Below are 22,280 nucleotides of genomic sequence, written 5' to 3'. Positions count from 1 at the left end.
CTGAGTCTCAGCCGCTTCGCGAGAGACCGGTCGCCAGCCCGATCACCACCGGTGCCACTCCCACCGCCAGAAAGGCGGGCAGAAAGCAGAGCCCCACCGGCGCGGTGATCAGCACACCGGCCCGCTGAGCACGTGCCACGGCCGCGCTCGCCCGCTCGGCGCGTATCTCGTCAGCCAGTCGGGAGACCGGCTCCGCCGCGGGTGCGCCCGTCGACGAGGCACGTGCCAGGCAGCGGGCGAGTGGCGCGGCACCCGGCAACTCCCCGAACCGGTGCCACGCCTCGTCGGGTTCGCCGCCGAGGAGAATCACGGCTGCGGTCCGGGCCAACCGGTCACCGACAGGACCGGCGACGGTTTCCCCGACCGCCTCCGCCGCCTCCCGCGGCCCGGCGCCCGCCGCGAGGCAGGAAGCCAAGAGGTCTGCGGTGATCGGCAGTTGCCGCGCGACCAGAGCAGCCTCGGCAACCTGGCCGGCGGGGGCGCGCCCCCTGTCGGAGCTCCACCACCGCCGCACTCCGTACGCCGGCAGAAGGCCGGCCGCGCATCCGATGATCCCGCCGACAAGCACCCACCCAACTACCCAGACGGCCAGGGGCATCGCCCACAGGCGTGCGCAGCCCCGGCTCGCGACCCGCAGGTCCGGCCACCCCCGTCTCCGCCTGCTCTCAGCGGACTTGGTCAGCTGCGCTCCCCGCCCGCGTACGCACCGAGCACGCCGCCGGCCGGTCAGCACCAGGGTGAGGTAGGCGGCTGTGCCCAGGGCAGCCCCCACGGCCCCGGCCGTCGTCGGCCAATCCCCCGACGCAGGCATCCCGCTCATCCCGCCTCCCCCGACCGCACGATCCGCGAGGCCCAGAACAGACCCGCAGCTTCCAGAAGGCCGCCGGTCACCAGGCAGACAAGCCCGCCCGGACTGTGCAGCAGAACCCTCAGCGGGTCCGCACCGAGCGCCGCCCCCAGTCCCAGCCCCAGCATCGGCAGCAAAGCCAGTACCGCCACCGTCGACCACGCGCCGGCAAGCTGCGCACGCAACTCCTCCCGCCGCCTCCTCTCGCCGCGCAGTGCGCCCTCAAGCCGGGCGAGACCTGCCCCGAGTCCGGCTCCGCCGTTCACAGCGACCCGCCAGCAGGCCGCCATCCCGGCGAGACCATCGAGACCCGGCCCCGTCGATGCCTGCAGCAGAGCGGCCGGGACATCGCCGCCGAACCGCGCTGCGGCCAGTACGGCGGGCCCGGCGAGGCCCAGTGCGTCGGCGTCGCGCTCGGCAACGAGCAGGGCTTGCCCGGGCTCACGTCCGGCCCGCAGTTCGCCGATCACCGCCCCGCAGAGCGCCGTCACCGCGTGGGCTGCCCTCTCGCACTCGCGCCGCCGCTCCCGCCGTCCCAGCCAGCGCCTCGCGAGAGGTACCGCCACAGCACCCAGGACCAGCGGCAGCACCGATTCCCCCAGCAAGGCGAGCAAGGCCGCCACAGGGGCACACAGCCACTCCCGCCGCCGGTCCGCCAGATCGCGGACCTTGGCCCATGCAGTCGGCCACGGCTGTGCCTTCCGCCGTCGGCCCATCAAGGCCCGAGCCCGCCGCGCCCCTGTGTCGCGTGCCACGACCAGACCGCCCGCCAGACCCGTGAAGCCGGCCATCACCCACTCCGGCACGTGCATCAGCGCGTGATGGCCCGTCGCCGTCACTGCTGCTCCCCGATCAGCGCGCCGAGCCGCTCCCAGCCCCGTTCCGGAACGAACCCGCGCGCACTCCAGCTCAGGGCAGGCACAGTGACGACCAGGCCGGCTGAATCACGTTCGAGCACATGGACCTCGGCCAGACGCCGCTGCCCGCTCCTGTCCCGTGCGAGGTGGACGACTACGGAGAGCGCGGCGGCCAACTGACTGTGCAGAGCCGCCCGGTCGAGGCCGGCAAACGTCCCCAGTGCCTCCAGACGCGCCGGAACATGCTCGGCCGCGTTCGCGTGGACTGTGCCGCACCCGCCTTCGTGTCCGGTGTTGAGAGCGGCCAGCAGCTCCGTCACCTCAGCGCCCCGGACCTCGCCCACCACCAGGCGGTCAGGACGCATACGCAATGCCTGGCGTACGAGATCCCGCAGTGTCACCCGCCCGGCACCTTCCTGATTTGCGGGGCGCGACTCCAGGCGTACGACATGCGGATGATCTGGCCGCAGCTCCGCCGAATCCTCGGCCAGCACGATGCGTTCCCGCTCTCCGACCACCCCCAGCAGACTCGACAGCAGCGTCGTCTTCCCTGCTCCGGTTCCTCCGCTGATCAGATACGAGACCCTGGCCTCGACCAGCGCCTTCAGCAACCGGTCGCCGCCTGGCGGAACCGTCCCCGCCGCTACGAGCTCCATCAGCGTGAAGGCTTTGGGCCGCACCACACGCAGCGAGAGGCACGTCGAGCCGATGGATACCGGCGGCAGGACCGCGTGCATGCGTGTTCCGTCCGGCAGTCTGGCGTCCACCCACGGCCGGGCGTCGTCCAGTCGGCGCCCCGCCACCGCGGCAAGCCTCTGAGCAAGCCGCCGGACGGCGGCCGCATCCTGGAAGACGACCCGCGTCAGCTCGAGTCCACCGCCGCGGTCCACCCACACCCGGTCCGGAGCCGACACCAGCACATCGGTCACCGCAGGGTCGGCCAACAGCCGCTCCAGGACGCCTGTGCCGACCAGTTCGCCCCGCAGTTCCTCCGCCGCACCGAGAACTTCCGCGTCACCGAGCAACCGGCCCTGCTCCCTCAGTGCGGCTGCCACCCCGGCTGGAGTGGGTGCCACACCGCTGCGGGCCAGTCGCTGTCGCACGGCATCGAACAACGCGTCGGTCATCGCGTCCCTCCCACCCGGTGCCGGGACGAAGCGCCGTCCGAGCGCGCCGGGGCATCCGCCAGTTCCCAGAAAGCGGTGCAGAAGCGAGCCAACACCCCACGGGAACTCGCTCCGGGGGGCGCACCGCTGTCCTGCCCCGAGGACAACCCGGCCTCCGGGGGCAGATCGCCGACGAGAGGCAGCCCGAGAGCCTGCGCCACCCAGTGCTCGTCCAGACCTGCCGTGTACGGGCCCCGCGCGACGACCCGCAGGTCCTCCAGGACCGTGCGGACGGACGACGCCACGCGCTGCGCTGCCGCGACAGCTCTGAGTTCCCCTGGCACGACCAGCAGTCCGACATCCAACTGCGCCAGCGCCTCCGCCATGCTCTCGTCCACCTTGCGCGGCAGATCGACGACCACCACACCGCCTAGCCGTCGTGCTGCGGCGAGGACCGATCGCATGGCCTGTGGGGGAACGATCACCTCGTCGTCCCGGCCCCAACTGAGCACCCGCAGCCCGTGCAGCGCAGGCAAGGACTCCTCCAGCGCACCTCCGCCCACTCTCCCCTTCGAACGGGCGAAATCCGGCCACCGCAAACCTTCGGACGTCTCGCCGCCCAGCAGCACGTCGATCCCACCGCCCAGAGGATCGCCGTCGATCAGCATGGTCCGCCGGCCCGACCCCGCCGCCGTCACGGCGAGCGCACAGGCCAGCGTGGACGCACCGGAGCCACCGCGGCCTCCGATCACTCCCACGGTGAGTGCGGGCCTGCCCACGCCTTCCGCCGCATTGGCGATCTGATCGACGAGCCACCCTTCGGAATCGGGCAGCCGCAGCACGTATTCGGCCCCGATCTCCACCGCTCGGCGCCATACATCAGGATCGCCCGGATCCCTGCCGACGAGCATGACCCCGGGCCTGCGGGCAGTCCCTTGGCATCCGCGCGCCGCGTCGTCGCCCACCAGAATCATCGGGGCCCTCTCCCAGCCGCCCCTCTCTCCCGGAGGCCCGTGATGGACTTCCGGAACGGCCCCCGCCGCCGCGCACAGCCTGAGAAGATCGTCCAGCAACTCGGCGTCCTCGGTCACGATCAGCGGTCCACTCCGGCGCCCTTCGATGCTCGACGGACCTTCGCCCGTGAAAGATCCAGCCACGATCTCCGCCCCTCTCACTGCCCCTTCAGTGCGGTTTCGCGGCGATCTCGAACGCTTCCGAGAGACGCGATTCCGGAACCCGCGGACTTCGCGGGTGGAATCACCATGCAACTGCACGGAAAAACATGTGGATCTTGCTCAAAAACTGTGGACAACTACGACGTTGTGAATAACTCGGTACCTCGTACAGGGGACTTTCACAGCGCAGCACTTCCACTACACAGAGTGACAATGGATGATCGAGTACGTCATCGCGAGAGGCGCTTGACGGCGGCAGGCAGGGGAGAGAGTCTCTCGATCCTCTGCCGAAAAATGCGTCTGGACATGCGACGACCCCCGCCGGGGGGGAGAGCGGGGGTCGTCCCCACGGCCGACTCGGGGGGGGAGGAGTCGGACCGGGTTAGCACGGTCGCGAACGATCCGTGACTTCCATGGTGTACCCGAGCCCCTTCTCAAGCAAACCCACCCGCCGGACTTTACGCCGAATGGCGGGCCCCTATGCTCACCTTTGTGGAAAATTGCTTCTCGCCGCGTACAGCAGCCTTCTTTGATCTGGACAAGACGGTCATTGCGAAGTCATCGACACTGACCTTCAGCAAGTCCTTCTACCAAGGTGGGCTGATCAACCGACGTGCTGTACTGCGCACCGCGTACACACAGTTCGTGTTCCTTGCCGGAGGTGCCGATCACGACCAGATGGAGCGGATGCGCGAATATCTCTCAGCGCTCTGCAAGGGATGGAACGTCCAGCAGGTCAAGAACCTCGTCGCCGAGACCCTGCACGACCTGATCGACCCCATCATCTACGACGAGGCGGCGACCCTCATCGAGGAGCACCACATTGCCGGGCGCGACGTGGTCATCGTTTCGACCTCGGGCGCAGAGGTCGTCGAACCGATCGGAGAACTGCTCGGCGCCGACAGAGTGGTGGCGACCCGGATGGTCGTGGGCGACGACGGCTGCTACACGGGCGAAATCGAGTACTACGCCTACGGCCCCACCAAGGCTGAGGCAATCAAGGCTCTGGCCGAATCAGAGGGTTACGACCTCTCACGCTGCTACGCCTACAGCGACTCTGCCACCGACGTACCAATGCTCGAGGCCGTCGGTCATCCGCACGCCGTCAACCCGGACCGGTCCCTGCGGCGCGAGGCCACCCTCAGGGAGTGGCCGATTCTCGTCTTCGACCGACCCGTCCGGCTCAAGCAGCGCCTGCCTGCGTTCTCGATGCCGCCGCGCCCCGCACTGGTGGCCGCGGCCGCGCTGGGCGCGGCCGCCGTGACCGCCGGACTGGTCTGGTACACCAACCGCCGTCGGGCCTCGACACTCGCCACCTGACAGGCCGCACGGCAGGGGACAGCCTCGTGCCCGTTTCCGGCAGCGCGGCTCACCACCCGGGCAACCGACCTCCCAGCAATGCCCCAATCGACTTCATTTGAATACAAAAGTAAAGAAATCCAGCCAAGCCTTCCGCTCCACCTGGTCCGGGAGTACAAAGGAGTCAACGGCCCGCGAGACCAAGGACATCCGCGAGGATCACCTTTTACGCACACGAGGCCCCACGGACCGAGCACGGAAGTCGAGTACCCACGCGACGTCGACCCGTCGATTACGGGCCAGCCGCACCAGGTGACGGGCAAAGAACCCGACCTGATGGGCACATATCGAGGACGCTTGGTAACTGGGCGGACGTGCCAGCGGCGGTACCGGAACCGGTACCGCCGCAACCCTTTTCCGAGCCTCCCGACGCACGCGCTCAGCCCTCGCCTGCGCGACCGACAGCCTCCTGGATTTCGGGCCTACGCCGCGCCGCGCTGCAGCGCCTCACACACCGCCGTCGACTCCCTGACACCGAGTTCTACCGAGCGGCCGCAGTGAGCGATCCATGCGGCCATCCCCTCAGGGCTCCCCGACAGGTACCCCTCGAACGCGGCCACATAGGCCGCGCGCCCCTGCTCCGCGTGGCCGACCTCGGCGGGACAGATCGACTTCGGGTCGAGGCCGCTGCCGATCAGCACGATGCGCTCGGCGGTACGGGCGACGAGGCCGTTGCGCGAACCGAAGGGGCGCAGCGCCAGCAGTTCACCGTGCACCACCGAGGCCGTGACCAGCGCGGGTGCGGAGCCGCCGGCGATGATCAGCTTCGACAGCCCCTCAAGGCGCCCGGACACCTCGTCCGCGCTGGGGACCGGCGCCTCGATGAGCGGTTCGTCGACCGGCTCACCGGCCAGCCGGGGCCTGCCGACCGTGTCGTCGGGGGTTGCGCCGCCTGCTGCGACCAGGTGAAGCCTGGCCAGGACGCGAAGCGGTGACTGCCGCCAGATCGAAAGCAGTTGCCCTGCCTCCGCCGTGAGCCTCAGAGCGGCTCCGATGATGCGGGCCTCGCCCTCACCGCTGAAGTCCGTGCGCCGGCGCACCTCCTCGAGATTCCAGTCGGCACCTGAAAGAGACGCCGAACCGCGGGCTCCGCGCAGGGCTGCCTCCGCTGTGACCTCGTTGCTGCGGCGCCGCATGACCCGGTGTCCGTAGACCCGGTCGACGGCCTTGCGTACGGAGTCCACCGCGTCGGCGACCCCCGGCAGGTCTCCCAGTGCGGCAAGAGGGTCCGAAGGAGTCGTACTCATAAGTAGGGAGGCTACGCGCCCCGGGGTCGGATGCCGCCAGGGAGTGGCGTTCTTCACGAAGGATGACAGCAGTGAGCGACGCTACCGCTACCCTAGGTGAACATGAAGATCGCTTTCGTGGGGAAGGGCGGCAGCGGCAAGACAACGCTGTCCTCGCTCTTCATCCGCCACCTCGCCGCCAATGAAGCCCACGTCGTCGCGGTGGACGCCGACATCAACCAGCACCTGGGCGCCGCCCTGGGCCTGGACGAGAACGAGGCCTCCGCCCTGCCCGCCATGGGCGCGCAGCTGCCACTCATCAAGGACTACCTTCGCGGGACCAACCCCCGCATCACCTCCGCCGCAACGATGATCAAGACGACGCCACCCGGGGAGGGGTCCCGGCTCCTGCGCGTCAGGGAGGACAACCCCGTCTACGACGCCTGCGCCCGCACGGTCCGGCTGGACGACGGAGAGATCAGGCTCATGGCCACCGGCCCGTTCACCGAGACCGATCTCGGTGTCGCCTGCTACCACTCCAAGGTCGGGGCGGTGGAGCTGTGCCTCAATCACCTGGTCGACGGCCAGGACGAGTACGTGGTGGTCGACATGACGGCGGGGTCGGACTCGTTCGCGTCGGGCATGTTCACCCGCTTCGACATGACCTTCCTGGTCGCCGAGCCGACCCGGAAGGGCGTCTCCGTCTACCGCCAGTACAAGGACTACGCACGGGACTTCGGCGTCGCGCTGAAGGTGGTGGGCAACAAGGTGCAGGGCGAGGACGATCTCGATTTCCTGCGCTCCGAGGTCGGCGACGACCTTCTGGTCGGAGTCGGCCAGTCCGACTGGGTCAGGACGATGGAGAAGGGCCGCCCGGCGCCGTTCGAGTTGCTCGAGGCTGACAACCGGATGGCGCTGCAGGCTCTGCAGAACGCCGCGGAGGACTCGTACGAGCTGCGCGACTGGGAGCGTTACACCCGGCAGATGGTCCACTTCCATCTGAAGAACGCGGAGAGCTGGGGCAACGAGAAGACGGGCGCCGACCTGGCTGCCCAGGTCGACCCCGCCTTCGTCCTGCATGAACACCTCTCGGAACCGGACGCCGCACAACCGGCCTGAGCCGGAGGGGCGATGCCGCAGGGTGGCCCCTAGCCCGCGCTGCCGTCGGCCGCCCTGCCTGCCGGCTGGTCGGCCGGCTTGGCGGGCACGGGGCTACCCGCAGGCTTCTCAGCCGGAGCAGTCCCGGCAAGGAACGCACCCCAGCCCGGCTTCGGCGCCTGCCCCACCTTCAGCGTCCCGAGCTTGTCGAGCGTCGCGGGGTCCTGAGCGTCCAGCCAGTCGGCGAGCTGGCGGAAAGACACGCACTGCACGTCCCGCTGGGTGCAGACCGTCTTGATCGTCTCCTCGATCGCACGCATGTAGGTACCACCGTTCCAGGATTCGAAGTGGTTACCGATGATCAGCGGAGCTCGGTTGCCGTTGTAGGCGCGACTGAACGCCTGAAGCAGACCGTCCCGCATCTGGTTGCCCCAGTACTCGTGCTTGTCAGGTTCCCCCTGCGTCGTTCCGGACTGGTTGAACATGAAGTTGTAGTCCATCGAGAGCGTCTCGAAAGCTCGTCCCGGCACCGGGACGAGCTGCAGGGGAAGATCCCACAGACCGTCCTTCTTCGCGGGCCAGACCTGGTTGCCGACGCCACTCGAGTCGTAACGGAACCCCATGGTCCGCGCGGCCGCGACCATGTTCTTCTGTCCCTCCAGACACGGGGTGCGGGCCCCGATCAGCTCCTTTTCGTAGTCGAAGGGAAGCGGCGCCTCACCCTTGAGGGCCGGGGTGTTGGTCTTCCAGCTCTTCACGAACGACTTCGCCTGGCTGATCTCGCTCTTCCACTCCTCGACCGACCAGGTGCCGACGCCTCCGTCCGGCCCGCAGAAGTGCCCATTGAAGTGAGTGCCGATCTCGTTGCCGTCCTGCCACGCGGCCCGCAGCTCCCTGAGCGTGTGGCGGATTCCCTCGGTGTCGTTGAAACCGATGTCGGAGCGTCCCGCCGCATGCTGGGGCGGGTCGTAAAGCCCCTTCTTCTCCTCCGGAAGGAGGTACACGCCGCTGAGGAAGTACGTCATGCTCGCGTCGTACTTCTTCGCGACCGCACGGAAGTGCGAGAAGAGCTTCTGGCTGTCCTCCCCCGCACCGTCCCACGAGAACACCACGAACTGCGGGGGCTTCTGGCCAGGCTTGAGACGCTTGGCAACGGGGAGTTTCGGCTGGACTCCCGTGAACGCGGTGGAGCCGTCACCGATGAGGTTGACCGGCCCCTTCGGTGCTGCGGCAGGAGAGTTGCCCTCCGCCCCGGGGGCCGACTTCTCGCCCGCTCCGGGGGCGGCCCCGGTACCGGCACCCGAGCAACCGGCCAGGCCGGCGACCAGTGCCGCGACCACGGCACCCAGTGCGATCCGCTTCGTGGCGGCCATCATCCGTCCACCCTCTTCCTTGCAGGATTCGTGCGTTTGAAGTGCCGACACGGCGCCGTCAACCTCACACGCAGCCCCGACGGAATCGGTACGACAAGCCGAATGAAAAGCTGCTTATTCACTTGAAGGGGTGACTCGCTGGGCTATTTGCTCGAAAACATGGACACCTTTCTTTACTCTCCATTACGATTCGTTTACGGAGAGTTGGAAATCCCGCCGCTGCACCCCCACCGCTGCACGCCGTGCTCAACGGCCGCCGTCACACACATACCGCGACCGCGCTGCCCCGGAGGAGACGGGAACATGTCTGCCTGCGTCCCTACCCGCAACGACCACTCGTCCCGCAGTTCGCGCCCCTCGAGCGACTCGGGAGTCAAGCGTCCACACAGTCCGCCGCCACCGCCCCACCGCAGGCGCTTCCGCGTCTCGGGAGCGGATCTGTCCGCTTCGATCACCGTCTTCCTGATCGCCGTTCCCATGTCTCTCGGTCTCGCCGTCGCCATGGACGCCCCACTTGCCGCCGGCCTCGTCTCGGCTGCGATCGGCGGGATCGTCGCAGGGCTGCTGGGCGGGACGCCGCTCCAGGTGAGTGGTCCGTCCGCCGGACTGACCGTAGTGACAGCCGAGTTGATCCAGATCTACGGCTGGCGCACCACGTGCGCGATCACCATCGGTGCGGGACTCCTGCAGATTCTGCTGGGCTCGCTGAGAGCCGCCCGCAGCGCACTCGCCGTCAGTCCGGCCATCGTGCACGGCACACTCGCGGGTATCGGCGTAGCCATCGCCCTCGCCCAGCTGCACATCGTGCTCGGCGGGGCGCCGCAGAGCTCAGCCCTCGACAATGCGCTGTCGCTGCCCTCGCACCTGGCGCGGGCCGAGCCGGCTGCCCTCTTCATCGGAGCACTCACGATCCTGCTTCTCATCGTTTGGCCGCGCTTGCCCGGCCGGATCGGTGGGTCGCTGGGCAGAATTCCTGCCGCGCTCGCCGCGGTGGTCATCGCCACAGCTGTCGCAGCTGCGGCAACACCCGAAATCGCCCGCGTGGACCTTCCCTCGTGGCGCTCGCACGCACTGCCCGAGCTGCCCCAGGGCCCGGTGGCCGCGCTGGCGGCAGCAGTGTTCACGGTCATGCTCGTCGCCAGCCTCGAATCCCTGCTCGCCGCGGTCTCCGTGGACAAGCTCGCCGCGGACCGGTCGACAGCGACGTCGAAGGGCGGGGCGCCACCTCCCCCGCCGGTCAAACGGTCCGACCTCGACCGTGAGCTTCGGGCCCAGGGCATCGCCAACGCGGTGTCAGGACTGGCCGGAGGACTTGCCGTGTCCGGCGGGGCCGTGCGCAGTTCGGCGAACGTCCGGGCGGGCGCGGAGAGCCGCGCCTCCACCGTGCTGCACGGAGTCTGGGTGCTGCTGGCCGCCTTGCTGCTGGTGACAGCCCTTGAGTGGATCCCCCTGGCCGCGCTCGCCGCCCTCGTGATGGTGGTCGGCATCCAGATGGTCAGCTTCGCCCACATCCGGAAGGTCCACAGGCACCGGGAGTTCCTGGTGTACGGCGCGACCATCAGCGGAGTGATCCTCGCCGGGGTACTCGAGGGCGTGGCGATCGGCATCGTCGTCGCGGTCGCCGTAGCCCTGCACCGGCTGGCTCGCACCAGGATCACCGTGACGGAACAGGACGGCCGCTACCTGGTGACCGCTCGAGGGCAGCTGACCTTCCTGGCCGTCCCCCGGCTCAGCCGCCTGCTCGGCAGACTCCCCCACGGGGTGGACGCCGTGGTCGAGTTGGACGGCTTCTTCATGGACCACGCCGCCTACGAGACGATCCAGGACTGGTACGCGGCGCAGACCGCGATGGGAGGCCACATCGAGTTCACCGGGCGCTCCGGTGGCCGGATCGCCGAACCGGCGTCAGCGGCCCACTCCTGCTGCCGTCCATGGACACCCTGGCGCAACCACCACTGCCACGACGGTGGACAGGACGCCACAACGGCCGCGCCCGCTCCCCCCTCGCACATCATTTCCAAGGCGGCCACACATACGGCCACGTCCCCGGCAGGCTCATCGAGCCGCAGGCACGGGGCCCATCGGCTCCTCAGCGGGCTCAGTTCGTTCCAGCGCACCACCGCCCCACTCGTCCGTGAAGAGCTGGCCCGGCTCGCCGCCGAAGGGCAGCGGCCGTCGCAGCTGTTCCTGACGTGCGCCGACTCCCGACTGGTCACGAGCATGATCACCGCGAGCGGCCCGGGTGATCTCTTCACCGTGCGCAATGTCGGCAACCTGGTGCCACCGGCGAACACCGAGGGCTCGACAGGTAACGACGATTCCGTGGCTGCCGCGATCGAGTACGCGGTGGACGTGCTGGAAGTCGAATCCATCACCGTCTGCGGACACTCCGGATGCGGTGCCATGCAGGCCCTGTTGGGGGCAGGGCCAGAGACACCCCGCACCCCTCTCTGGCGCTGGTTGCGGCACGGACTGCCGAGTCTGGAGCGCATGCGTTCCCGTCACCACTCCTGGGCACGCATCGCCGGCAGACTGCCCACCGACGCGGTGGAGCAGCTCTGTCTGACCAACGTGGTCCAGCAGTTGGAGCACCTGCGTGCCCATGAGGCGGTGGCGCGCCGGCTGACGGCGGGAACGCTACAGCTGCACGGCATGTACTTCCATGTCGGCGAGGCTCAGGCCTACCTTTTGACCGAGGGCGCCAGTTCAGGAACCGGGCCCGACGAGGTCTTCGCCCGAGTCGCACCCGGTGCGGTATGGGGTGCGGAGTCCGAACCCGGAGCACTGGAAACTGCCCCCGGCACCGCGGTAGGTGCCTGAACCACTCCCTCATCCGGTCCGTGAGACCTTGTGGTCCCGCTTTCGCACCGCGCAGCACTGCTTGCGGAAGCGGGACCTGCGAGTCCCCCGCAGGGGACACAGGTCTAAACCAATTCCCGGCAGACACTTGTCACCTGGCCCGCGGCCTGATGAGCTGTCCTCCGGGACACAACGGACACCCTGGGAATGGGAGATGTCGTGAGCAACGAAAGTCTGGCCAATCTGCTCAAAGAGGAGCGGCGGTTCGCACCGCCTGCCGATCTGGCCGCGAACGCCAACGTGACTGTGGAGGCGTACGAGCAGGCCGAGGCGGACAGGCTGGGCTTCTGGGCCGAGCAGGCCCGCCGCCTCAGCTGGGCCACCGAGCCGACGGAGACGCTCGACTGGAGCAATCCGCCCTTCGCGAAGTGGTTCGCCGACGGCAAGCTCAACGTCGCGTACAACTGCGTGGACCGTCACGTCGAGGCGGGCAACGGCGACCGGGTAGCGATCCATTTCGAGGGCGAGCCCGGCGACAGCCGCGCGATCACATATGCAGAGCTGAAGGACGAGGTCTCCCGCGCGGCGAACGCGCTCACCGAGCTCGGCGTGGGCAAGGGGGACCGGGTCGCGGTCTACCTGCCGATGATCCCTGAGACCGCCGTGGCGATGCTGGCCTGCGCCCGTATCGGCGCAGCGCATTCGGTGGTCTTCGGCGGCTTCTCCGCGGACGCCATCGCCGCCCGTATCCGGGACGCCGACGCCAAGGTCGTCATCACCTCCGACGGCGGTTACCGCCGCGGCAAGCCCTCGGCGCTCAAGCCGGCCGTGGACGATGCCGTCTCCCGTATCGACAGCGTCGAGCACGTCCTCGTGGTCCGGCGCACCGGTCAGGACACCGCGTGGACCGAGGGCCGGGACGTCTGGTGGCACGAGATCACCGGGCGGCAGTCGGCCGAGCACACTGCCGAGGCTTTCGAGGCGGAGCAGCCGCTCTTCATCCTGTACACCTCGGGGACCACGGGTAAGCCCAAGGGCATCCTGCACACCTCCGGGGGTTACCTCACCCAGGCGGCGTACACGCACCACGCGGTCTTCGACCTCAAGCCCGAGACCGACGTGTACTGGTGCACCGCCGACATCGGCTGGGTGACCGGGCACTCGTACATCGTCTACGGCCCACTGGCCAACGGCGCGACTCAGGTCATGTACGAGGGCACACCCGACACGCCCCATCAGGGACGATTCTGGGAGATCGTCCAGAAGTACGGCGTCACGATCCTCTACACCGCGCCGACCGCGATCCGTACGTTCATGAAGTGGGGGGACGACATCCCCGCGAAGTTCGACCTGTCGTCCCTGCGCGTCCTCGGCTCGGTCGGTGAACCGATCAACCCGGAAGCCTGGATCTGGTACCGCAAGAACATCGGTGCCGACGCCTGTCCGATCGTGGACACCTGGTGGCAGACCGAGACCGGCGCCATGATGATCTCGCCCCTTCCCGGAGTCACGGCGACCAAGCCGGGTTCGGCGCAACGGGCCCTGCCCGGCATCTCCGCCACCGTGGTCGACGACGAGGCCAATGAGGTACCGAACGGCGGGGGCGGCTATCTCGTCCTCACCGAGCCGTGGCCGTCGATGCTCCGCACCATCTGGGGGGACGACCAGCGCTTCATCGACACCTACTGGTCCCGTTTCGAGGGCAAGTACTTCGCGGGCGACGGTGCCAAGAGGGACGAGGACGGTGACATCTGGCTGCTCGGCCGGGTCGACGACGTCATGCTCGTCTCCGGGCACAACATCTCGACCACCGAGGTGGAGTCGGCTCTCGTGTCGCACCCCGCGGTCGCCGAGGCTGCCGTGGTCGGCGCCAACGACGAGACGACAGGTCAGGCCATCGTCGCCTTCGTGATCCTGCGTGGCACCGCCACTGCGTCCGAGGAACTGGTCGCGGAGTTGCGTAATCACGTCGGCACCACGCTCGGGCCGATCGCGAAGCCCAAGCGCGTCCTGCCGGTGGCCGAGCTGCCGAAGACCCGGTCGGGCAAGATCATGCGCCGCCTGCTCCGGGATGTCGCCGAGAACCGCGAGCTCGGCGATGTCACGACGCTCACCGACTCCTCGGTCATGGCCCTCATCCAGACACAGCTGCCTTCCGCTTCGTCCGAGGACTAGAGCCGGAGAACAGGCACGGCCGGCACGGAGAGAGCAGGCAGGGTCGGCGCGGACGAACGGACCGGAAGAACGAGTCCGGGCGGCCATGCCGAAGTGTCCGCCCGGACGCCGTCGAGGGGCACCCGGAGTAACCCGGGTGCCCCTCCCGGCCCCCTCCTGGGCGAGGCGCCTCCGAAAGAACTGTCGGAGGGCGCGTGGTCGGGGAACTCACAGAGGGAGACGCCCTCCGGGAACCAGCGCCGGGCGGCAGCATCGGATCCGGATACGTTTCCGGCACCCCGGGTAGAGTGGTGATCACGTCAGGCGAAGCGCTTCGGCACGAACACGTGAACGCCGATGCATGATGCCGGTGCATAACGCCGATGCATGATGCCGGTGCGTGACGTCGATGGGTGACGTCGATGCGTGACGCGGTCCGCCAGCACGAGGACTCAGCCAAAATCACATAGAAATCTTCACAGGGGCGCCGGGAAGTCTGGTCGGCATGTGTATCCGCCATGCCGTCACTGCCGTAATCCGCCCCGGAGGTCTCTCTCGTGGTCCCGCCCCCTCCCTCTTCCCCCCGCCGCACCCTGCTCGGCCGGCTCTCGCTTCCCGAGCGCAACTACGTCGCCGAGGCCCTGCGCACCGAGACGGTGGGCGGCGTCATCCTGCTGGCCGCCGCTGTCACCGCGCTGATCTGGGCCAACACCTTCGGCGCCGCCTACGCCTCCGTCAGCGATTTCCACTTCGGCCCCGAAGCGCTGGGGCTGCATCTCTCGGTGTCCCACTGGGCGGCCGACGGACTGCTCGCCGTGTTCTTCTTCGTGGCGGGCGTCGAACTCAAACGCGAGCTGGTCGCCGGGGAGCTCCGCGACCCCCGGGCAGCGGCCCTCCCCGTCGCAGCGGCTCTCTGCGGCATGGCCGTACCCGCCGTCGTCTACACGGTGACAGCAGTGCTGGGCAACGGATCCCTGGCCGGCTGGGCCGTGCCCACCGCCACCGACATCGCGTTCGCCCTCGCCGTCCTCGCGGTCATCGGCACGTCGCTGCCTGCGGCGCTGCGTGCCTTCCTGCTGACGCTCGCAGTCGTCGACGACCTCTTCGCCATCCTGATCATCGCGGTCTTCTTCACCGACAGCATCGACTTCCTGGCGCTCGGCGGCGCGCTCCTCGGCCTCGTCGTGTTCTACGCGCTGCTGCGCACAGGCGTGCGAGGCTGGTACATCTACCTACCCCTCGCCCTGGTCATCTGGGCGCTGATGTACAACAGCGGAGTCCACGCGACGATCGCGGGTGTGGCGATGGGTCTCATGCTGCGCTGCACCCGGCGCGAGGGAGAGACGCGTTCCCCCGGGGAACACATCGAGCACCTGATACGCCCGTTGTCGGCCGGTGTAGCCGTCCCCATCTTCGCCCTCTTCTCCGCCGGTGTCACCCTCAAGGGCGATGCTCTGGCCGGCGTCTTCAGCCGGCCCGAAACGCTCGGGGTGGTTCTCGGCCTGGTCGTCGGCAAGACCGTCGGCATCTTCGGCGGTACCTGGCTCGTCACCCGCTTCACCAAGGCCGAGCTGAACAAGGACCTCGCCTGGGCGGATGTCTTCGCGGTGGCCACGCTGGCCGGTATCGGCTTCACCGTTTCACTGCTCATCGGGGAGCTCGCCTTCGCCGGCGACGAGGGCATGATCAACGAGGTCAAGGCCGCGGTCCTCATCGGATCCCTGATTGCGGCCGTACTCTCCGGTGTACTGCTCAAACTGCGGGTACGCAGATACAGGGCGCTGTACGAGGCCGAGGAACTCGACGCGGACGCGTCGGGGGTCCCCGACGTCTACGAACAGGACGACCCGGAGTACCACCTGCGCATGGCCGCGATCCACGAACGGAAGGCGGCCGAGCACCGCCGCCTTGCCGAACGGGCGGGGGCAGCGAGCAGCAAGCCCGACAGTCCGGCATGATCTGACATCGGATGTACGGAAGAGAAGAGGGAGTCAGGGATGAGCGACCCCGGCAACTACGCGGGCAGCACCGACCGTAGTCTCGGACAGCTGTTCGCTTCGGCAACCGCTGAGATGTCCGCGCTGGTGCACGACGAGATCGCGCTGGCCAAGGCCGAGGTGCGTCAGGACGTCAAGCGCGGCGTGATCGGCAGCGTGGCGTTCATCGTCATGGGTGTGCTGTTCCTGTTCGCGATCCCCGTGCTGAGTTTCGCCGCGGCCTACGGGATCCACAATCTCGGGCTCGGGCTTGCATGGTCGTTCCTGATCGTGGGCGGTGCGTTCATCCTTCTGGGGTTCCTGCTCGCCCTCTTCGGGCGCGCCAAGTTCAAGAAGGTCAAGCCGCCGGAGAAGTCCATCGCCTCGGCCAAGCAGACCGCGGCGGTCCTGCAGGGTGCCAAGCCGCACCCGCGCCCCGCCGTCGGCGCGCTCGCGATCGAGCAGGCGCAGGGCAGCACACTCTCGGACAGGGCCATCGAGAACCGTCCTGTCCAGGACAAGGCGGTCTCTGTGACACGCTCGTCCACATGACCGACCCCGATTTCAGCACATCCGGCCCGGTGGGCCCGCTGGGGCCGGCCGCCGGTTCCGGCGGCCCTGTCCGCATCGACGGACCGTGGACCCACCGCGATGTGGCAGCCAACGGCGCACGCTTCCACATCGCCGAGCTGGGTGACGGGCCGCTGGTGCTGCTGCTGCACGGCTTCCCGCAGTTCTGGTGGACCTGGCGCCATCAGCTGACCGCTCTGGCCGACGCCGGCTACCGCGCCGTCGCGATGGACCTTCGCGGAGTCGGCGGCAGCGACCGTACGCCCCGGGGCTACGACCCCGCGAACCTGGCGCTCGACGTCACCGGCGTGATCCGCTCGCTCGGCGAGCCGGACGCGGCGCTCGTGGGACATGACATGGGCGGATATCTCGCCTGGACCGCTGCCGTGATGCGGCCGAAGCTGGTGCGGCGGCTCGTGGTGTCGTCGATGCCGCATCCGCGCCGCTGGCGTTCCTCGATGCTCTCGGACCTCGCGCAGTCACGCGCGGGTTCGCACATCTGGGGCTTCCAGCGCCCCTGGGTACCGGAACGTCAGCTCGTCGCGGGCGAGGCGGCGTTGGTCGCCCGGATGATCCGTGACTGGTCGGGACCCCGCACCCAGGAGTTCCCGGACGATGCGACGGTGGACGTCTACCGACGCGCGATGTGCATCCCGTCGACGGCGCATTGCTCGATCGAGCCGTACCGCTGGATGGTGCGCTCCCTGGCGCGTCCCGACGGCGTCCAGTTCAACCGGCGGATGAAGCGCCCTGTGCGCGTACCGACGCTGCATCTTCACGGATCGCTCGATCCGGCCGTACGGACCCGCAGTTCGGCGGGATCCGGCGAGTACGTCGAAGCTCCGTACCGATGGCGACTTTTCGATGGTCTGGGGCACTTCCCGCACGAGGAGGATCCGGTCGGCTTCTCGACCGAACTCATCAACTGGCTCAAGGACCCTGAGCCCGACCGGTAGTCGAGGCGCACACGCGTCCGACGAGCGGCCAATTGCCTGCCGCATAAGCCAATTGGCTGACTCGCGCACGATTACCGACCTTGGGTCGGGGGCAGACGTCGGGGTATGGGCTGGACGCGCGACTTCAATGACGCAGCACGCAACCGCCGCTCGACCGCTCCTGCCGGTCCGAGCATTCACGAGGGGGGCGGCTCGCTGAGCCGGGTGCACGATGTGAGCGATTTCCATGAACTCCGGCTGGGCATTCCGCGCATTCTCCACCGCCGGGCCCGCTGGGTCTCGGCGCGTCTGCGCCATCCCCGTGGATGACGCGGGGGCCGTCGGACGACACTCCCACACGCCGGGAACCGGATCCGTCGAGGCCCGGTACCCGGCCCCTACACTCCGTGAACCTGCCCGTACGCAAGGACGGTACGGCAGCAGCAACCGGTGGCCCGAAGCCGCCGGTACCCGCCGGACAGCCGCTCCGCGCGTCGGTTGCGATCGCACGACAGTAGCGACCCCGCGACGCTGGCAACCCGCTTACGGCGGCCTCCCCGTGGCAGGTGCGGCCGCATGACAGCTCCGGCCGGCTGACAGCCTTCGCCGTCGGGCCGTCGTACCCACCGGTCGTCGGAACCACTGCCCGTCGGCATCAGGCGGCTGCCCTGCTCGCGCAGGGCCACCCTGCGCGAGCCCCTAGGCGGCGGCGTCCGGACGGAGCCCGGACGCCGGACCTCAGAGCGCGCACCCCTGGCTGTCGACCTCCTGTGCGGAGGACTTGCCCAGTTCGATGTCCTCGCGGATCTCGTCGGCGGTCAGCGCGTAACCCGTGTCCGGGTCATCGAGCGACTTGGCGAACACCACGCCGTACACCTTCCCGTCCGGAGTGAGCAGCGGGCCACCGGAGTTGCCCTGTCGGACGGTCGCGAACAACGAGTACACGTCACGCCGCACGGTGCCCCGGTGATAGATGTCCGGGCCGTTGGCATCGATGCGGCCCCGGATGCGCGCGGAGCGTACGTCGTAGGCGCCGTTCTCCGGGAAGCCCGCGACGATGGCGCTGTCGCCGCTCCCCGCGTCCTTGTCCGCATCGGTGAAGCGCAGCGGCTGGGCGTCCAGGTCCGGAACGTCCAGCACGGCGATGTCCCGCTGCCAGTCGTAGAGGACGACCTTCGCGTCGTACAGCCGGCCCTCACCACCGATCTGCACGGTGGGTTCGTCGACGCCGCCGACCACATGGGCGTTGGTCATGATCCGACGGTCGGAGAAGACGAAACCGGTTCCTTCGAGGACCTTGCCGCAGCCGGGGGCCATGCCGACCACCTTGACGATGGACTTCTTGGCGCGGGCGGCGACAGGGCTTCCGGCCAGCTCCGGGTCGGGGGGCTCGACCTCGGTGATGGGCTCGTTGGCGAAGGGGCTGAAGACCTGCGGGAAGCCGTTCTGGGCCAGGACGGAGGAGAAGTCCGTGAACCAGTTGGAGGCCTGATCGGGCATCACCCGGGAGACTCCGAGCAGGACGGAGGAGCTCCGGACCTCCTTGCCCAGCGTAGGCAGCGACGTGCCCGCCAGCGCCGAGCCGATCAGCCAGGCCACCAGGAGCATGGCCACCACGTTGACCAGGGAGCCGCCCGTGGCATCCAGTGCACGGGCAGGCGACCACGTGATGTACCGGCGGAGCTTGTTGCCGAGGTGGGTGGTGAACGCCTGGCCCACGGAGGCGCACACGATCACGATCACGACCGCGACGATGGCGGCGGTCGAGGAGACTTCGGACCCGTCGGTCGCCTTGTCCCAGATGGTCGGCAGCAGGTAGACGGCCACGAGGCCACCGCCCACGAAGCCGATCACGGACAGGATGCCGACGACGAAGCCCTGGCGGTACCCGATGACCGCGAACCACACGGCGCCGACGAGCAGCAGGATGTCCAGCACGTTCACCGTCTATAGCCTCGCAGATTCGTCACCTGGCCCGTCCGGTTCGACGGGGTCCGGGCCAGGCCCGGAACAGCGCAGCACGGGAGTCAGCCTGTCATGGGCGCCGGCCGAGCGGCACCTGCCTGGTCCTGTCCCAGGGGCGTTCCCACCCGGCGTAGTGCACAATCCTGTCGATCACACCGGCTGTGAACCCCCAGACCAGTGCGGATTCGACCAGGAACGCGGGGCCTGGATGGCCGCTCGGGTGGACGACCGTGACGCGGTTGGCCGGATCCGTGAGATCCGCCACGGAGGCGGTGAAGACTCGGGCCGTCTCCGCCGGATCGACGGCGCCCACCGGACTCGGCGTCCGCCACCAGCCCAGGACGGGAGTGACCACGAAGCCGCTCACCGGAATGTAGAGCCGGGGCAGCACCCCGAAGAGCTGGACTCCGCTCGGGTCGAGTCCCGTCTCCTCCTCGGCCTCCCGCAGGGCGGCTCTGAGCGGTCCGGTGGTCGTGTGGTCGCCGTCCTCGGGGTCGAGGGAGCCTCCGGGGAAGGACGGCTGGCCGGCGTGGGAGCGCAGAGAACCGGAACGCTCCATCAGAAGCAGCTCGGGGCCGCGCTCACCCTCGCCGAAGAGGATCAGGACGGCGGACTGCCGTCCGGCCCCGCTCTCGGGCGGCAGGAAACGGCTGAGCTGCTGGGCCTTCACCGTCCGCGACGCCCGGGCGACGGGCTCCAGCCACTCGGGCAGGCCGTCGGCGGAGACGGTGAGCGCACTGTCGTGGGGCTCGCCCGTCCCGTTGCCGGCCGCGTCCACCGCGGCCCGTGTGCTCTGTGCGTGCGTCATGGGCACCCCCGTCGTTCCAACGCCTGTCGTCGGCCATTTCGTTCCGCGCGGCCCCGCACCGGGGTCCTGCCGCGTCGCCGGTCACCCGCGTACGACGGCGGAACCTTCTCGGCCCGCGTGCCGGCCGCAGGCAAGGGCAGCGCCCTGCCGGCGGCCGGAAGGGACAGCGCCCTCGCAGGGCGGCCCCTCACCCGGCTCCCAGCGGCGGGGCTGGGCTGCCCGGGTAGTCCGGGGGCGGGCTGAGGCGCTGGCCCGGATAGCCGCCCATCTCGTACTTCAGGAGCTTCTTCGCCTTCTCGGGATCCGTCTCCCCCTCCCCGTATGCAGGGCAGAGGGCCGCGATCGGACAGGCGCCGCAGGCGGGCTTGCGGGAGTGGCAGATGCGGCGGCCGTGGAAGACGACGCGGTGCGAGAGCATCGTCCACTCGCTCTTCGGGAAGATCGCGGCGATCTCGGCCTCGACCTTCTCCGGGTCCTCCTGCTCGGTCCACTTCCAGCGGCGGACCAGACGGCCGAAGTGGGTGTCCACCGTGATGCCGGGCACGCCGAACGCGTTGCCGAGGACGACGTTCGCCGTCTTGCGTCCCACTCCCGGCAGCTTCACGAGATCCGACAGCCGGCCGGGGACCTCCCCGCCGAAATCGTCCCTCAGGGCGGCCGACAGCCCCATGAGGGACCGCGCCTTGGCCCGGAAGAAGCCGGTGGGCCGGATGATCTCCTCGAGCTTCTCGGGGACGGCGGCAGCCATGTCCTCCGGCGTCGGATAGGCCGCGAAGAGCGCCGGAGTGGTCTGGTTGACCCTCAGGTCGGTGGTCTGGGCTGAGAGGACCGTGGCCACCAGGAGCTCGAAGGGATTGCGGAAATCCAGCTCGGGGTGGGCGTACGGGTAGACCTCGGCGAGCTCGCGGTTGATCCTGCGGGCGCGGCGGACCATCGCGAGGTGCGACTCCTGCTTCGCAGGCTTGGACGACCGCTTCGTGGGTTTGCCGGACTGCTTCGCGGGCCGGGGTACCTCTGTTTCCGCCGCCGCTCCCGTCGCGCGCTTTGCGGCTTTTTTCGTACTGCGTACACCCTGTTCGCCCACAGCGGAATTCCTGTCTCCCGACACCCCATCAGCCCCCTCGGCCTGCACTGTCACCGGCGTTCCGGACACCCGGCCAGCCTAGAGCCAGGGGCTGACATCCGCCCCGGTCACCATGCATCCACGCCCGATCGGCCCCCTGCCGTAGGGTCCGGCACGCCCGTGCGTCAAACTGGTTTGTGATCGATCGCACTGTTTTACCGTCCGGCATCATGGAAACGACGCTTCCCTGAACAGGCCGACAAGGAGAGAACTCGTGGACGACGTTCTGCGGCGCGCCCCGCTTTTCGCGGCGCTCGATGACGAGCAGGCCGCGGAGCTCCGCGCCTCGATGAGTGAGGTGACCCTCGCACGCGGCGACGCGCTGTTCCACGAGGGGGACCCGGGCGACCGCCTTTACGTGGTCACCGAGGGCAAGGTGAAGCTCCACCGCACGTCTCCCGACGGGCGGGAGAACATGCTGGCCGTCCTCGGCCCCGGCGAGCTGATCGGGGAGCTGTCGCTCTTCGACCCGGGCCCGCGCACCGCGACCGCGACCGCACTGACCGAGGTCAAGCTCCTCGGCCTCGGCCACGGGGATCTCCAGCCCTGGCTGAACGCGCGCCCCGAGGTGGCCACCGCGCTGCTGCGCGCCGTCGCCCGGCGCCTGCGCAAGACGAACGACCAGATGTCCGACCTGGTCTTCTCCGACGTGCCGGGACGCGTCGCCCGCGCGCTCCTCGACCTGTCGCGCCGCTTCGGTGTGCAGTCGGAGGAGGGCATCCACGTCGTGCACGACCTGACCCAGGAAGAGCTGGCCCAGCTGGTCGGCGCCTCCCGCGAGACGGTCAACAAGGCGCTCGCGGACTTCGCCGGCCGCGGCTGGCTGCGGCTCGAGGCACGCGCCGTGATCCTGCTGGACGTGGAGCGGCTGGCGAAGCGCTCGCGCTGACCCCCGCACCCGTCCGAGCC

At 69.0% G+C, this 22,280-nt stretch carries 18 protein-coding genes; 9 read left to right on the top strand and 9 right to left on the bottom strand.

Going from position 1 to position 22,280, the window contains the following annotated elements:
• Window positions 1-7 precede the first annotated feature (7 nt).
• From P8A20_RS19480 to ssd, 4 genes are read right to left on the bottom strand one after another with little or no spacing between them, the layout of a single operon-like run.
• Window positions 8-820, bottom strand: coding sequence for a type II secretion system F family protein (locus tag P8A20_RS19480; protein ID WP_306103939.1), 813 nt, complete (start codon window positions 818-820; stop codon window positions 8-10).
• Window positions 817-1,659: a type II secretion system F family protein gene (locus P8A20_RS19475; protein WP_306105172.1), complete on the bottom strand. Its 843-nt coding sequence runs from the start codon at window positions 1,657-1,659 to the stop codon at window positions 817-819. Before P8A20_RS19475 ends, P8A20_RS19480 begins: the two co-directional genes overlap by 4 nt.
• Before the next feature lie 23 nt (window positions 1,660-1,682).
• Window positions 1,683-2,831, bottom strand: coding sequence for a TadA family conjugal transfer-associated ATPase (locus P8A20_RS19470; RefSeq protein ID WP_306103938.1), 1,149 nt, complete (start codon window positions 2,829-2,831; stop codon window positions 1,683-1,685).
• A complete protein-coding gene (ssd, locus tag P8A20_RS19465; RefSeq protein WP_306103937.1) occupies window positions 2,828-3,967 on the bottom strand; it encodes a septum site-determining protein Ssd in 1,140 nt (379 codons plus the stop codon). Before ssd ends, P8A20_RS19470 begins: the two co-directional genes overlap by 4 nt.
• 498 nt (window positions 3,968-4,465) lie before the next feature.
• Between ssd and P8A20_RS19460 the strand changes: the two genes are divergently transcribed.
• A complete protein-coding gene (locus P8A20_RS19460; protein ID WP_147958801.1) occupies window positions 4,466-5,305 on the top strand; it encodes an HAD family hydrolase in 840 nt (279 codons plus the stop codon).
• Between the two features lie 461 nt (window positions 5,306-5,766).
• Here P8A20_RS19460 and P8A20_RS19455 read toward each other — a convergent pair whose 3' ends face one another.
• Window positions 5,767-6,591, bottom strand: coding sequence for a Fic family protein (locus P8A20_RS19455; RefSeq protein WP_147958800.1), 825 nt, complete (start codon window positions 6,589-6,591; stop codon window positions 5,767-5,769).
• A gap of 102 nt (window positions 6,592-6,693) precedes the next feature.
• Here P8A20_RS19455 and P8A20_RS19450 point away from each other — a divergent pair, with 102 nt between their 5' ends.
• Window positions 6,694-7,689: an ATP-binding protein gene (locus tag P8A20_RS19450; RefSeq protein WP_147958799.1), complete on the top strand. Its 996-nt coding sequence runs from the start codon at window positions 6,694-6,696 to the stop codon at window positions 7,687-7,689.
• A gap of 29 nt (window positions 7,690-7,718) precedes the next feature.
• Here the strand turns inward: P8A20_RS19450 and P8A20_RS19445 are convergent, their stop codons facing one another.
• Complete coding sequence (locus P8A20_RS19445; RefSeq protein ID WP_147958798.1) at window positions 7,719-9,044, bottom strand: polysaccharide deacetylase family protein; 1,326 nt, start codon at window positions 9,042-9,044, stop codon at window positions 7,719-7,721.
• A gap of 300 nt (window positions 9,045-9,344) precedes the next feature.
• On the opposite strand from P8A20_RS19445, the gene P8A20_RS19440 reads away from it, so the two are divergent.
• From P8A20_RS19440 to P8A20_RS19415, 6 genes are all read left to right on the top strand, one after another.
• Window positions 9,345-11,861, top strand: coding sequence for a SulP family inorganic anion transporter (locus P8A20_RS19440; protein WP_147958797.1), 2,517 nt, complete (start codon window positions 9,345-9,347; stop codon window positions 11,859-11,861).
• A gap of 186 nt (window positions 11,862-12,047) precedes the next feature.
• Window positions 12,048-14,015, top strand: coding sequence for an acetate--CoA ligase (gene acs / locus P8A20_RS19435; RefSeq protein WP_306103936.1), 1,968 nt, complete (start codon window positions 12,048-12,050; stop codon window positions 14,013-14,015).
• Window positions 14,016-14,551: 536 nt separating this feature from the next.
• Window positions 14,552-15,952, top strand: a complete 1,401-nt coding sequence (gene nhaA / locus P8A20_RS19430; protein ID WP_306103935.1) for a Na+/H+ antiporter NhaA — start codon at window positions 14,552-14,554, stop codon at window positions 15,950-15,952.
• Between the two features lie 39 nt (window positions 15,953-15,991).
• Window positions 15,992-16,522, top strand: coding sequence for a phage holin family protein (locus P8A20_RS19425; protein WP_306103934.1), 531 nt, complete (start codon window positions 15,992-15,994; stop codon window positions 16,520-16,522).
• On the top strand, window positions 16,519-17,496 hold the full coding sequence (locus P8A20_RS19420) for an alpha/beta fold hydrolase (RefSeq protein WP_306103933.1): 978 nt from the start codon (window positions 16,519-16,521) through the stop codon (window positions 17,494-17,496). The genes P8A20_RS19425 and P8A20_RS19420 overlap by 4 nt, the downstream gene beginning before the upstream one ends.
• A 105-nt stretch (window positions 17,497-17,601) precedes the next feature.
• On the top strand, window positions 17,602-17,805 hold the full coding sequence (locus tag P8A20_RS19415) for a hypothetical protein (protein ID WP_015577750.1): 204 nt from the start codon (window positions 17,602-17,604) through the stop codon (window positions 17,803-17,805).
• Window positions 17,806-18,213: 408 nt separating this feature from the next.
• Here P8A20_RS19415 and P8A20_RS19410 read toward each other — a convergent pair whose 3' ends face one another.
• The 3 genes from P8A20_RS19410 to nth form a co-directional block, all read right to left on the bottom strand.
• A complete protein-coding gene (locus P8A20_RS19410) occupies window positions 18,214-19,419 on the bottom strand; it encodes a MarP family serine protease (RefSeq protein ID WP_147958794.1) in 1,206 nt (401 codons plus the stop codon).
• Window positions 19,420-19,510: 91 nt separating this feature from the next.
• Window positions 19,511-20,248 carry an NUDIX hydrolase gene (locus P8A20_RS19405; protein ID WP_306103932.1) on the bottom strand — a complete coding sequence of 246 codons (738 nt, stop codon included), beginning with the start codon at window positions 20,246-20,248 and terminating at the stop codon, window positions 19,511-19,513.
• Window positions 20,249-20,435: 187 nt separating this feature from the next.
• Window positions 20,436-21,332, bottom strand: coding sequence for an endonuclease III (gene nth / locus P8A20_RS19400; protein ID WP_147958792.1), 897 nt, complete (start codon window positions 21,330-21,332; stop codon window positions 20,436-20,438).
• 253 nt (window positions 21,333-21,585) lie between these two features.
• Here nth and P8A20_RS19395 point away from each other — a divergent pair, with 253 nt between their 5' ends.
• A complete protein-coding gene (locus P8A20_RS19395) occupies window positions 21,586-22,260 on the top strand; it encodes a Crp/Fnr family transcriptional regulator (protein ID WP_014046869.1) in 675 nt (224 codons plus the stop codon).
• The last annotated feature ends 20 nt before the right edge of the window (window positions 22,261-22,280 follow it).

This window comes from Streptomyces sp. Alt3 (genome assembly GCF_030719215.1).
GTDB lineage: Bacteria > Actinomycetota > Actinomycetes > Streptomycetales > Streptomycetaceae > Streptomyces > Streptomyces glycanivorans.
The sequence above is the reverse complement of the archived record's forward strand: the minus strand, read 5'-3'. Positions and strand labels throughout refer to the sequence as shown.